The sequence below is a fragment of the Bradyrhizobium sp. CFUWI genome, assembly GCF_056429085.1.
In genome coordinates, this window is the sequence record NZ_JBWJZE010000013.1 from 96,964 (window position 1) to 109,698 (window position 12,735).

The 12,735-nt window shown below is 64.1% G+C and carries 14 protein-coding genes; 1 reads left to right on the forward strand and 13 read right to left on the reverse strand.

Going from position 1 to position 12,735, the window contains the following annotated elements:
- Window positions 1-21 precede the first annotated feature (21 nt).
- The 13 genes from AC066S_RS26225 to AC066S_RS26285 all read right to left on the reverse strand — a co-directional run bounded on the left by AC066S_RS26225 (window position 22) and on the right by AC066S_RS26285 (window position 10,859).
- Window positions 22-921 (reverse strand): hypothetical protein, encoded by a 900-nt coding sequence (locus AC066S_RS26225; RefSeq protein ID WP_478270981.1) that lies wholly within the window; start codon window positions 919-921, stop codon window positions 22-24.
- Window positions 922-1,011: 90 nt separating this feature from the next.
- A complete protein-coding gene (locus AC066S_RS26230) occupies window positions 1,012-1,296 on the reverse strand; it encodes a cupin domain-containing protein (RefSeq protein WP_126258802.1) in 285 nt (94 codons plus the stop codon).
- Between the two features lie 57 nt (window positions 1,297-1,353).
- A complete protein-coding gene (locus tag AC066S_RS26235; protein ID WP_478270982.1) occupies window positions 1,354-2,451 on the reverse strand; it encodes a calcium:cation antiporter in 1,098 nt (365 codons plus the stop codon).
- Between the two features lie 49 nt (window positions 2,452-2,500).
- Entirely contained in the window at window positions 2,501-3,832 is a 1,332-nt protein-coding gene (locus tag AC066S_RS26240) for a sodium:proton antiporter (protein ID WP_478271026.1), read from the reverse strand.
- Window positions 3,833-3,929: 97 nt separating this feature from the next.
- Entirely contained in the window at window positions 3,930-4,727 is a 798-nt protein-coding gene (locus AC066S_RS26245) for an alpha/beta hydrolase (RefSeq protein WP_478271027.1), read from the reverse strand.
- Between the two features lie 26 nt (window positions 4,728-4,753).
- Window positions 4,754-4,924 carry a hypothetical protein gene (locus AC066S_RS26250; RefSeq protein WP_478270983.1) on the reverse strand — a complete coding sequence of 57 codons (171 nt, stop codon included), beginning with the start codon at window positions 4,922-4,924 and terminating at the stop codon, window positions 4,754-4,756.
- A gap of 18 nt (window positions 4,925-4,942) precedes the next feature.
- Window positions 4,943-6,340: an NAD(P)(+) transhydrogenase (Re/Si-specific) subunit beta gene (locus tag AC066S_RS26255; RefSeq protein ID WP_135170767.1), complete on the reverse strand. Its 1,398-nt coding sequence runs from the start codon at window positions 6,338-6,340 to the stop codon at window positions 4,943-4,945.
- A 39-nt stretch (window positions 6,341-6,379) separates the two neighbouring features.
- Window positions 6,380-6,697: a proton-translocating transhydrogenase family protein gene (locus AC066S_RS26260; protein ID WP_135170766.1), complete on the reverse strand. Its 318-nt coding sequence runs from the start codon at window positions 6,695-6,697 to the stop codon at window positions 6,380-6,382.
- A 21-nt stretch (window positions 6,698-6,718) separates the two neighbouring features.
- On the reverse strand, window positions 6,719-7,849 hold the full coding sequence (locus AC066S_RS26265; protein WP_478270984.1) for a Re/Si-specific NAD(P)(+) transhydrogenase subunit alpha: 1,131 nt from the start codon (window positions 7,847-7,849) through the stop codon (window positions 6,719-6,721).
- Window positions 7,850-7,986: 137 nt separating this feature from the next.
- On the reverse strand, window positions 7,987-8,139 hold the full coding sequence (locus AC066S_RS26270; protein WP_008136857.1) for an aa3-type cytochrome c oxidase subunit IV: 153 nt from the start codon (window positions 8,137-8,139) through the stop codon (window positions 7,987-7,989).
- A gap of 97 nt (window positions 8,140-8,236) precedes the next feature.
- On the reverse strand, window positions 8,237-8,632 hold the full coding sequence (locus AC066S_RS26275) for a type II toxin-antitoxin system death-on-curing family toxin (protein ID WP_135170764.1): 396 nt from the start codon (window positions 8,630-8,632) through the stop codon (window positions 8,237-8,239).
- A gap of 12 nt (window positions 8,633-8,644) precedes the next feature.
- Complete coding sequence (locus AC066S_RS26280) at window positions 8,645-8,869, reverse strand: AbrB/MazE/SpoVT family DNA-binding domain-containing protein (RefSeq protein ID WP_061850860.1); 225 nt, start codon at window positions 8,867-8,869, stop codon at window positions 8,645-8,647.
- An 82-nt stretch (window positions 8,870-8,951) separates the two neighbouring features.
- Window positions 8,952-10,859: a M3 family oligoendopeptidase gene (locus AC066S_RS26285; RefSeq protein ID WP_478270985.1), complete on the reverse strand. Its 1,908-nt coding sequence runs from the start codon at window positions 10,857-10,859 to the stop codon at window positions 8,952-8,954.
- 202 nt (window positions 10,860-11,061) lie between these two features.
- Between AC066S_RS26285 and AC066S_RS26290 the strand changes: the two genes are divergently transcribed.
- Window positions 11,062-12,558 (forward strand): sigma-54-dependent transcriptional regulator, encoded by a 1,497-nt coding sequence (locus AC066S_RS26290; protein WP_126258794.1) that lies wholly within the window; start codon window positions 11,062-11,064, stop codon window positions 12,556-12,558.
- The last annotated feature ends 177 nt before the right edge of the window (window positions 12,559-12,735 follow it).

Here is a 12,735-nt window from a genome sequence, read left to right on the forward strand (position 1 = left end):
GGACCCGGCGCAGACGCTGTCTTAGTCCGGAGTGGCGCTCTTGGGCAGAACGGAGTGGAACATCGACTTCATGCCCGACAGCATCTCGTCGGCCACATTGGTCTTCTTCGGCCGGGGCATGGTGGCACCGGCATCGGCGCGCAGATCGAGCGGCGGCGCGATCACCGGCACGGGAATGTCCGCCGGCGGCGAGATCCGATTCGGGTCGTCGTTGCCGACCGAGGCCGTGTAAGACGGCGACGGACCGCCATTGCCATAGGTCTCCGACGAGGGCGTGGACACCGTGATCGGCGGCGGCAGCGGACGGACCGCTGAGGGCTCCGTTGTGATGACGCGCGGAGCCTCGGGAACGCGAGTAGCTTCGCGCACCGCGGGCTCGGATGTCCGCTCGACCGGCTTGGTCTCGGCAGATTTGGCTTCGGCAGCTTTGCCCTCAGGCGACTTGCGAAGACGCTCGATGGCGGCGCGCGCCAAGTCGTTGGCGTCGGGGGTCGCAGCCTGGGACGCTCCGGCCGGCGCGGCATTGGCCTCCGCGACCGGTGCAGTGGTTGGCGGGGTCGCCTTCGCGGCGGCCTTCTCGCGCGCGGGGGGGCGGCCATGCGAGGGGGCGTCGGCAGGCGCGACGTCTGCAGCCTTGCTCTCACGCTTCTCGGCGGGCTTCTCGGCCGGCGCCTTGTCCGTCATACCCTTGTCGGAGACGCTCTTCTCCGAGATGCCCTTGGCCTTGACGCCGGGCCCAGGAAGGTTGGCGGTGTCCGTCGGCTTGCCGTCGCTGCCGGCCTGGGAAGGGGCCACCACGGCCGCAGGGGCATCAGCCGCCGGCTTGGCGTTGATGTAGTGGTTAACGATGTACGCCCCGATGATCGTCGCGAGCACCGAGGGGAAAATATCCATCGAAATTTTAGCGAGGTATTTCAGCATTCCGGCCACTCCCCGCGATCTGATGCGGGAACTTTGGGGCATTGTAAGGGATCAACTGCGACGGATCGATGGCAAGTGTTAAGGCCGGACTTACGGCTTCAGCTCGATCTCAAGGAACACGATCTCGGTTGAGGTTTCGTTAAGTACGTCATGTTGGACGCCCGCCTTGCGGAAATAGGATTTCCCGGCCGCAAGCTGCGCCTTGGACCGCTCGCCATTGGGCGCCACGATGGTCATTTCGCCGGCGACCACGGGAACAATCACGTAATCCATGCCGTGGGTGTGATGCCCGGTGGCGCTGCCCGGACCGAGCCGCCATTCGGTCACCCGGACCTGTTCGTTATCGACCTGAACCTCGGATCTGGCGGCAAGCATCGGAACTCTCCTGGGACGCGATCCGGCCGGTGAGGGCGGCGGACGCGCAAAATGGGTTCAGGGCACGAAAACCATGAATACGTAGACGGCAAATACCACCATATGGACCAGCCCGAACAGGACGTTTGTTCTGCCTGTGCCGAAGGTCAGCATGCTCAGGAAGAAGGTCAGGAGCAGGAGCACGCTGCCCTGGTCGCTGAGGCCGAGCTCGAGCTCCTTGTCGAGCGCGTAGGTGGCGATGCCGACGGCCGGAATCGTCAGCCCGATGGTGGCGAGCGACGAGCCCAGCGCGAGGTTGATACTCTTTTGCAGATCGTTCCTGCGGGCCGCAGCTACGGCCGCGACGCCTTCCGGCATCAGGATCAGGAGCGCGACCAGAAGGCCGGCAAAGGCCGGGGGCGCGCCGATCCTGACCGCAACGGCATCGACCACCAGCGAGAACTTCTTGGCGAGCAGCACCACCGCCAGCAGTGCAATCAGCAGCAGCAGGATGCTGAGCACGAGCTTTCCGCCCGACAGATGCACCGCGCCGCTGTCCCCGTCCGCCCGTTCATGGACGAAGTAATCCTTGTGCAGGACCGTCTGGGTGTAGAGAAACACCCCGTACAGCGCGAGCGTGACGACGTCGACGAAACCGAGCTGAGCTGCCGAATAGACCGGCCCCGGCGTGCTGGTCGTGTAGTTGGGCATGATCAGCGTGATGGTCGCGAGCGCGAACAGGACGCTGAGATAGACGTTGGCGCCGGAGAGCTGAAAACCCTGTTCGCGATAGCGCAGGCCGCCGATGAAGATGCAGAGCCCGACGAGGCCATTGCAGACGATCATGACCACGGCGAACACGGTGTCGCGCGCCAGCGCCGGCGCGGGCTTGTCACCGAGCATGATCGTGGTGATCAGCGCCACCTCGATGATGGTCACCGAGAGCGTCAGCACCAGCGTGCCATAGGGCTCGCCGACCCGTTCGGCGATCACTTCGGCATGATGAACCGCGGCGAACACCGTGCCGAACAGGATGACGAGCAGCACGGTCGCGAAGACGAGCCCGCTCGGCGAGAGCGTGAACGCGTAGCCCGTCGCGCTGACGGCTGCGAACAACAGCACGGCCAGCCCCGGGAAGATCCAGGCCGACCGGGGCATCGGACTATGCGCGCTCATCCACCACTTCCATTTGCTTGAATGAGCAGTAGCAAATCGGCCGACAGATTCAATGCCAGTGCAGGATCGGGGCGACCGGCAGCAGCGTCAGCAGCAGGAACAGCGGGATCAGCACGGCACTCGCGCGCAGGAGATAGCCGAAGAAGCTTGGCATCTCGATGCCGCTCTCGCTGGCAATGCTGCTCACCATGAAGTTCGGCGCGTTGCCGATATAGGTGAGCGCTCCCATGTAGACGGCCCCCATCGAGATCGAGGCAAGCGTACCCGAGAGCTCGTGCATCAGCACTTGCGGGTCGCCGCCGGCGAGCTCGAAGAACAGCAAATAGGTCGGAGCATTGTCGAGGAACGCGGACATCAGGCCGGTGAACCAGAAATAGGCGACCTCGCGCGGCGCGCCGTCCGGCCCCGTCACGGCGGAGAGGAGCCATGCGAACGCACCGTGATGGCCGGCATTGAGCATGGCAATGACCGGGATGATGGCGACGAAGATGCCGGCGAACAGCTTTGCGACCTCGCGGATGGGCTCCCACGTGAAGCCGTTGGCCTGCCTGTGCTCGTCGGGCGTCAGCCACACCGACAGCGCCGCAATGGCCAGCAGCGCCAGATTGCGGACGACGTCCTCGAGGTCCAGCTTGGTGCCGAGAATGTCGAAGGCTACGCCGGGCTTCCACATCGCCGAGGCCAGCAGGCTCGCGACGATGGCCGCGATCAGCACCAGATTGACGAGGCCGCGGATGCGGACCGGCTGCGCCGGGCCGGTGTCACCGACCGGCTCGCTCCGGAAATGCCAGACGTCGACGGCGACGAAAATCGCGAGCAGCAGTCCGGCTACGATCGCGGTCTGCAACCAGAGGGCCCGCGTGGTCCAGAAGAAGTCGACGCCGTGCAGGAAGCCGACGAAGAGCGGGGGATCGCCGAGCGGGCTCAGCGCGCCGCCGACATTGGCCACCAGGATGATGAAGAAGATGACGACATGGGTGTTGTGGCGCCGCGGCCGGTTGGCACGGATCAAGGGGCGGATCAGGATCATCGCGGCACCCGTGGTGCCGACGACGCTCGCCCCCAACGTGCCGAGCGCGAGGATGCCGGCATTGATCGCCGGCGTGGCCTTGATGTCGCCGGTGATGAGAATGCCCCCAGCCACGACATAGAGCGAGAACAACAGCACGATGAAGCCGAGATATTCGGCGAGCATGGCGTGGACGAGCGCCGCCAGCGTCGCCATGCCGCCGGCGAAAATCACGAGCGAGACGAGCGCGGCCAGCGACCAGGCGGCGGCGATCTTGCCGTAATGATGGTGCCAGATCTTCGGAAACAACAAGGGCCCCAGCGCGATCGACAACAGCAGACCGGCAAAGGGCAGCGCATAGGGCCAGCGCATCGCCGCACCGTCGAGCCCGGTTGCGGCCCAGGCCTGCTGCGGCAACAAGGCGAGCATGGCGACGAGGGATACGCCCCTGAGCCGCGTGACGAATCGTCTAATATCCAATGAAGCGCCTTGCCGTTTCGACCGCACCGAAACTGTCGAGATCGTCATGTCCGCCGCCCGCAAAGCGAACGAACTGCTTCGGTTCGCGCGCGAGCGCGAACAGACGCTCTCCGAACATGATCGAAATGACAAGGTCATTGGTGCCATGCATCACCAACAGCGGCACCGTGACGCGCGCGATCCGTTCGTCGGAGCGAAACTGGTCGCGCATGAGAAGGCGCACTGGCACATACCGGAATGCCAATGCTGCAATGTCGGCGGTCGAAGTGTACGGCGCCTCCAGGATCAATCTGCCGATGGCGTGTTCGGAGGCGAGCGCGATCGCCACGCCCGTCCCGAGCGAAAAACCCCAGGCGACGATTCGTTCCGTCCCATAGCGCGCGCTGGTGAAAGCGTAGGCGGTGGCTGCGTCGCGCAGCAGGCCCTGCTCGCTCGGCGCGCCGCTCGAGCCCGCATAGCCGCGATAGGACAGCGCGACGAGGCCGGTGCCGTCAGCAATCATGCCCTTGAAGCGGCTGACACGACCCGCAAGAAAATCGCCGTTGCCCGGGAAATACAGGATCACGGGACGGCCGGACTTCGCCGGCACGTGCCAGACAATGACCTTCTCGCCATCCGAGGTGGTCAGGACATGCTCTTCTGCCTCGGGCAGACCTGCGGCATCGGGTGCAGTGCGACCGACGGGCGGGATCGGAAACAGCATCTCGCGCTGCCGGAGATACAGCACGACGAGCCCGGCGAGATAGACGGTCACGAGCAGGATGACAGTCCATTTGGCGATGGTGATCATGGCGCGGCCGCCCCGGTTTGAACTCAGGGCTTGCGACGGCTCCGCAGCAATTTCATGACGTCAGGCCGAAGGCTTGGCGGCACGTCGCGACAGCCGCACGCCGCCTTGTGGGCCGCGTGCCATTTGACGCGCTGCTCGCGCCTCGCCTTGGGCGGCATGCGATGGGACCGGTGCCATTCCTTGTCGATGGCCACGGTCCGCTTCCTTCGCGCCTACATCGCCTTGACGATGTTCTCGGTGACCTTCTTGGCGTCGCCGAGCAGCATCATTGTGTTGTCGCGATAGAACAGCGGATTGTCGATGCCGGCATAACCGGAGGCCAGCGAGCGCTTGATGAACATCACGGTGCCGGCCTTCCAGACCTGCAGCACCGGCATGCCGTAGATCGGCGAGGTCTTGTCCTCTTCGGCCGCCGGGTTGGTGACATCATTGGCGCCGATCACGAAGGCGATGTCGGCCTGCGCGAATTCGGAGTTGATGTCCTCGAGCTCGAACACCTCGTCATAGGGCACGTTGGCTTCGGCGAGCAGCACGTTCATGTGGCCGGGCATACGGCCTGCCACCGGGTGAATGGCGTATTTCACCTCGACGCCTTCCTTCTTCAGGATGTCGCCCATCTCGCGCAGCGCGTGCTGGGCCTGCGCCACCGCCATGCCGTAGCCGGGCACGATGATGACCTTCTGCGCGTTCTTCATGATGAAGGCCGCATCGTCCGCCGAGCCGAGCTTGGCGGGCTTCTGCTCGCCCGTACCGCCGCCGGCCGCGGCGGTCTCGCCGCCGAAGCCGCCAAGGATGACCGAGATGAAGGACCGGTTCATCGCGTGGCACATGATGTAGGACAGGATCGCACCGGAGGAGCCGACCAGCGCGCCGGTGATGATCAGCGCGGAATTGCCGAGCGTGAAGCCGATGCCGGCCGCGGCCCAGCCGGAGTAGGAGTTCAGCATCGAGATCACGACCGGCATGTCGGCGCCGCCGATCGGGATGATCATCAGCACGCCGAGCAGCAGCGCGATGATGGTGATCAGCCAGAAATCGACCGCACTGCCGGAACGAACCAGGCCGAAGATGAAGAACACCAGCGCCAATGCAAGCACGATGTTGATGATGTGGCGGAACGGCAGGATGATCGGCGCTCCGCTCATGCGCGCGGACAGCTTCAGGAACGCGATCACCGAGCCGGTGAAGGTCAGCGCGCCGATGGCGACGCCGAGCGACATTTCGATCAGACTGGAGGCATGGATGTTGCCGGGCGTGCCGATGTCGAAGGCTTCGGGCGCGTAGAACGCGCCGGCGGCGACCAGCACGGCGGCCATGCCGACCAGTGAATGGAAGGCTGCGACCAGTTCCGGCATCGAGGTCATCGGCACGCGGCGCGCGATCACCGCGCCGATGGCGCCACCAATGGCGATACCGAGGATCACCAGGATCCAGGCGACTCCGTCCGCCGGCGGATGACTGGCGAGCGTGGTCGCGACCGCGATGCCCATGCCGATCATGCCGAACAAATTGCCCTGGCGCGACGTCGCCGGGCTCGACAGCCCGCGCAGCGACAGGATGAACAGCACCCCCGCCACGAGATACAAGAATGCAGAGAGATTGGCGCTCATCTCAGGTCCCCATTGATCCCTTCAGCCCGAGGTGGCCGCTTACTTGGCTTTCTTCTTGTACATCGCCAGCATGCGCTGGGTGACAAGGAAGCCGCCAAAAATGTTGACGCAGGCAAAGACGAGCGCGACGAAGCCGAAGCCGCGCGCCCAGCCCGAGCCGCTCGAAACCATGCCGACGCCGACCGCGAGCAGCGCGCCGACCACGATCACCGAGGAGATCGCGTTGGTCACGCTCATCAGCGGGGTGTGCAGCGCCGGCGTCACCGACCACACCACGAAATAACCGACGAAGACGGCGAGGACGAAGATCGACAGCCGGAAGACGAAGGGGTCGACGACCTGTGCAACATGCTCCATGGCGGCTCTCCTTATGCCCAATTAAGCCGATTTGGGCTGGAAGTTCGGGTGGACGACGGCGCCGTCTTTCGTCAGCGCGGTCGCCTTGACCAGCTCGTCGTCCCAGTTGACGGCGAGCTTCTTCTCCTTCTTGTCGACCATGGTCTCGATGAAGGAGAACAGGTTGCGCGCGTAGAGGCTGGAGGCCGAGGCCGCGACGCGGCCGGCGACATTGGTGTAGCCGACGATCTTGATGCCATCGAGATCGACGACCTCGCCCGGCTTCGCGCCTTCGACATTGCCGCCGCGCTCGACGGCGAGATCGACCAGCACCGAGCCCGGCTTCATCGACCTGACCATCTCGGCGCTGACCAGCTTCGGCGCCGGCCGGCCCGGGATCAGCGCGGTGGTGATCACGATGTCCTGCTTCTTGATGTGCTCGGCGGTGAGCGCGGCCTGCTTGGCCTGATATTCCTTGGACATTTCCTTGGCGTAGCCGCCGGCGGTCTGCGCGTTCTTGAACTCTTCGTCCTCGACGGCGAGGAATTTTGCGCCGAGCGATTCGACCTGTTCTTTCGTGGCGGGACGCACGTCGGTCGCGGTCACGACGGCCCCTAAGCGGCGCGCGGTCGCGATGGCCTGGAGGCCGGCGACGCCGACGCCCATCACGAACACCTTGGCCGCAGGCACGGTGCCGGCCGCCGTCATCATCATCGGAAAGGCGCGGCCGAAGGCCTCGGCGCCCTCGATTACGGCGCGGTAACCGGCAAGGTTCGCCTGCGAGGACAATACGTCCATCACCTGCGCGCGGGTGATGCGCGGCATCAGCTCCATCGCGAAGGCGGAGACGCCGGCATCGGCGATCGTCTTCAGCGCGGCCTCGTTGCCGTAGGGATCCATGATGGCGATGACGAGCGCGCCGCGCTTGTACTGCGACAGCTCCGAGGCTTCGGGGCGCTTCACCTTGATGATGATGTCGGCATCTTTCAGCGCGTCGGTGCTGACCGTGGCACCTGCGGCAGTGAATTCGGAATCCGGCAGGCCCGACTTGATGCCGGCGCCCGGCTCGACGGCGATCTCGGCGCCTAACGCCTTGAACTTCTTCACCGTATCAGGCGAAGCGGCGACGCGCGGCTCCGACGGATCGATTTCCTTGGCAACGGCAATCTTCATGAGGCCTCCGGCGACGCGGGAAAAAGCGCGCACGCGAACTTAGCGTTACTCCCGCAACGTTGGATACCGGTTTTGGGACCGGCTTGAATGCAAATTTTATGGGCACCGACGACGCTGGCGGCGCGGCAGGCGATGGATCAGGTGAGGAAGATCGCCATCAGGATCACGATGAGCGCGACCGAGGCCGTGCCGTACTTCACCAGCTTGATGAAGCCCTCATAGGTCTGCTCGTGGGCAACATAGTCGTTGCCGTCGGCGGTGGTGTAGGCCACTTCGCTATGGTCAGCCATGGATTGTCCCCAGTCGAAAGTCGAATTCCTGGGTGGCAATACCGCAAAGCTTCGGGCAGGGCAACGGCACGCAGGCGGGGTTTTCCCGCAAATCGGCTCATTTGGAATCCCAATTGTCGCGGATCCAGCGCGCAAGGCTCTCCTCGCTGACTTCGCCAGCAGCAAGTGATAGGATGATCGCTGTCGCCTCCGCAGGATCGGGACTGAAGGCCGCGCCGTTCTTGTGCAGGAAGACCATCATCGCCATGAAGGCAATGCGCTTGTTTCCATCGACGAATGCATGGTTCTTCGCGAGACCAAACGCGTAGGCTGCGGCAAGTTCATCCAGCGGAGCCTGCTGGTAGCGCCATTTGTTGATCGGCCGGTCCAGCGCCGATCGCAGCATGCCGTCATCGCGTAGCCCCGGCGCACCGCCAAAACGGCGAAGCTGGCGGCTGTGAATTGCGACAGCCTGCTCATAGCTGATCCAAAGCGGCTCTTCAGGCTCGCTCATCCGGTCAGCCGGCTATTTTGCGAGCGCAGCGAGCGTATCGCGATACTTGTCCATGATCTCGTCGGCGATTTCCATCGTCCGCTCGAAATCCGGATCGTAGGGCAACGCCTGGAAACCGCCGCCGGGCAATTCGACGATATGCAATTGCTGCCCGCGCTTCAGATCGAGCCGCTGCATCAGTTCGCGCGGCAGCAGCAACCCGTCCGAATTGCCGATCTTCTTGATCTCGATTTTCATGGCTGCTCCAGCGCGTTATACATATGTATAACACCCCGAGAGACCCGGTTCAACAGATGTTTTACTTGCGCCAGCACGAGGCTCAGCCCATCGCCTCGAGCTCGTCGATCATCCCGGCGATGACGCTAAGCCCGCCCTCCCAGAATTTCGGATCCTTGGCGTCCAGCCCGAACGGCCGCAGCAGCTCGGAATAATGCTTGGTGCCGCCGGCGGCGAGCATGTCGAGGTAGCGCTCGGCAAAGCCCTCGGCCGCATTCTCGTAGACGGCATAGAGCGAGTTCACGAGGCAATCGCCGAAGGCGTAGGCGTAGACGTAGAACGGCGAGTGGATGAAGTGCGGGATGTACATCCAATAGTTCTCGTAACCCGCCTTGATCTCGATCGCCGGCCCGAGGCTCTCGCCCTGCACCGACAGCCAGATCTCGCCGAGCCGCGTCGCCGTGAGCTCGCCGTTCTTGCGCTCGGTGTGGACCGCGCGCTCGAAGGAATAGAACGCGATCTGCCGCACCACGGTGTTGATCATGTCCTCGACCTTGCCGGCCAGCAGCGCCTGGCGCTGCTTGGCGCTCTTGGTCTGCGCCAGCAGCCGTCGGAAGGTCAGCATCTCGCCGAACACGCTTGCCGTCTCCGCCAGCGTCAGCGGCGTCGGCGCCATCAGCGCGCCGTTCTTCGCGGCCAGCACCTGATGCACACCATGGCCGAGCTCGTGAGCAAGCGTCATCACGTCGCGCGGCTTGCCCTGGTAGTTCATGAGCACGTAGGGGTGCGCGGACGGCGTGGTCGGATGCGAGAACGCACCCGGCGCCTTGCCCGGCCGCACCGGCGCGTCGATCCAGCGATCGGTGAAGAAGCGCTCGGCGATATCGGCCATCTTGGGCGAGAAGCCGCGATAGGCCGTCAGCACCATGCTTCGCGCCTCCGGCCAGGCGATGACGTCGGTCGCGGCAAACGGCAGCGGCGCGTTGCGGTCCCAATAGGCCAGCCGCTTCTTGCCGAACCACTTCGCCTTCAGCGCATAATAGCGATGCGACAGCTTTGGATAGGCCGCACGCACCGAGGCCACCAGCGCGTCCACCACCTCGCGCTCGACCCGGTTGTTGAGGTGCCGGGAATCCGCGACATCCTGAAAACCGCGCCAGCGGTCGGAGATATCCTTATCCTTGGCGAGCGTGTTGGTGATCAGCGCAAAGGTGCGCTCATTGGCCTTGAACGTTTTCGCCAGCGCTTCCGCCGCGCTCTTGCGCTTTGAGCCATCGCGGTCCTGCAGCAGGTTCAGCGTCGGCTCGATCGCGAGCTCCTTGGACCCGACCTTGAAACGCAGGCCGGAGATGGTCTGGTCGAACAGCCGGTTGAAGGCGGAATAGCCGGTCTGCGCCTTCTCCAGGAAGAGCTGCTCCAGCTTGTCGTCGAGCTGATACGGCTTCTCCTTGCGCAGATCCTCGATCCACGGACGGTAATGCGCGAGCTCGGGAGTCTGCATGGCGCGGTTCAAAATATCGTCATCGACGCGATTGAGCTCGAGCGCAAAGAACAGAAGATGCGTCGATGCCGCCGTCAGCCGCTCGGAGACATCGCCGTAAAACTTTGAAATCGCAGGGTCCATGCTGTCGCCGGCATGGACGAGCCCGGCATAGGAGCCGAGGCGACCGGCGAGATCATCGATCGCCTCATAGCGTCGCACGGCCTCCGCGAGCCATTTTCCGCCATCTTCGTTTGCTGTCCCTGTCGCCAGCTTGCCCTTGTAGTCCGTCTCGAACGCGACGCAGTCGGCAGCCATCTTGTCGAGATCGCGCGTGACTTCCGGCGCATCGATCCCGGAATAGAGATCGGCCAGGTTCCATTCGGGAAGCCTGCCGGTCTTGCTCGCGGGCTTTGCAAGTGAGGTCTTGGAGGGCTTTGTCTTGGCGGCGGATTTGTCGGCAGCGGGGTTCTTGGCGGCTGATTTCTTGACGGCGGATGTCTTGGTGGCGGGCTTGCGGAGAGCGGGCATTTTGAGAGCAGATTTCTTGAGAGCAGACTTCCTGAGAGCAGACTTCCTGGGAGCAGACTTGGAGCGCGAATTCATTGTGTGGGAAACCTGTGTTCAACAAGCGCGGCGGCGGGCGGGGACGTCAAGGTTTAAGAGTGCGTTAATCGGCTTCGGCCAGAGTGCCCCGATTCGAGACAGATAGTAGTAGCGTGCGGGGAACACCATGGCTGCCAGTATTTTGATCGCCGACGACGACGCCGTGGCTCGCCGGCTGGTCGAGAACATGGTGCAGAAATGCGGCTATGAGACGGTCGTCGTGGACTCCGGCGATGCCGCGATCGCCGCCCTCACCGCTCCCGATGCTCCGGCCATCGACGGTGTCATCCTCGATCTCGTGATGCCCGGCCTCGACGGCATGGGCGTGCTGGCGAAAATGCGTGAAGCTGGCCTCAATGTCCCCGTCATCGTGCAGACCGCACATGGCGGCATCGACAACGTGATCTCGGCGATGCGCGCAGGTGCGGCCGATTTCGTGGTCAAGCCGGTCGGCCTGGAGCGGCTTCAGGTTTCGCTGCGCAACGCTCTCAACGTCTCCGCGCTCAAGGGCGAATTGCAGCGCATCCGGCACAGCCGCGAGGGCCGGCTGACCTTCTCCGATATCATCACCCGCGCCGAGGCGATGGCGCCGGTCATGCGCGCCGCGCAGAAGGCGGCGAACTCCTCGATCCCCGTTCTGATCGAAGGTGAGTCCGGCGTCGGCAAGGAGATGTTCGCGCGCGCCATCCATGGCAGCGGCGAGCGCAAGGCAAAGCCGTTCGTCGCCGTCAATTGCGGCGCCATTCCCGACAACCTCGTCGAATCCATCCTGTTCGGCCACGAGAAGGGTGCTTTTACCGGCGCCACCGAGCGGCACATGGGCAAGTTCGTCGAGGCCCATGGCGGCACGCTGTTTCTGGACGAGGTCAGCGAGCTGCCGCTGGCCGCTCAGGTCAAGCTCTTGCGCGCGCTCCAGGAGGGTGCCGTCGAGGCGGTCGGTGGCCGCAAGCCGGTCAAGGTCGACGTCCGCATCGTCTCGGCAACCAATCGCAAGCTGCTGGAGCGGGTGAAGCAGGGACATTTCCGGGAAGACCTGTTCTATCGTCTGCACGTGCTGCCGCTGACGATCCCCTCGCTCCGGGCCCGGCGCGAGGACATCCCGCATCTGCTCAGGCATTTCCTGGTGCGCTTTGCCGCCGAGGAGAACCGCCAGATCGCCAGCATCAGCGGCGAGGCGATGGCGCATCTCGCCCAGCTCGACTGGCCCGGCAACATCCGCCAGCTCGAGAACGCGGTCTACCGTGCCGTGGTGATGAGCGACGGCGACCAGCTCGGCCTCAGCGATTTCCCCCTGCTCGCTTCGCAGCCGCATCCCATCACAGAGATTCCGACCGCCCCGCTGATGCTCGAGCCGGCGGCCACTCCTTCGGTCGTATCGGGTAATGAAATACCAATCGCGCCGCTCCCAACCGCCGGAACTCTCGCCATGCTGACCCCGACCGGCGAGGTCCGCCCGCTCGAGGACATGGAGAACGAGATCATCCGCTTCGCGATCTCGCATTATCGCGGCCAGATGTCTGAGGTGGCTCGCCGCCTCAAGATCGGCCGGTCGACGCTCTACCGCAAACTCGACGAGGCTGGGGTTCCCGGACATGGCGGGAAAAGCGGCGAGGAGACGCACTAAGCCTGATGCGAACACAGCTTCGCGGGGCGATGCGAGACCGGCTGTAAACCGTTCGCCCGACGACAGAATTCGACTGCGTCTTGAACCGTGACTTGGAAGTGACAGACACAGGGAAAAGCGCGTGACGCAAGCGCACAATCCGTTGCCAAGAGGCTGCCTTGAAGTCAGTTTGGCGTG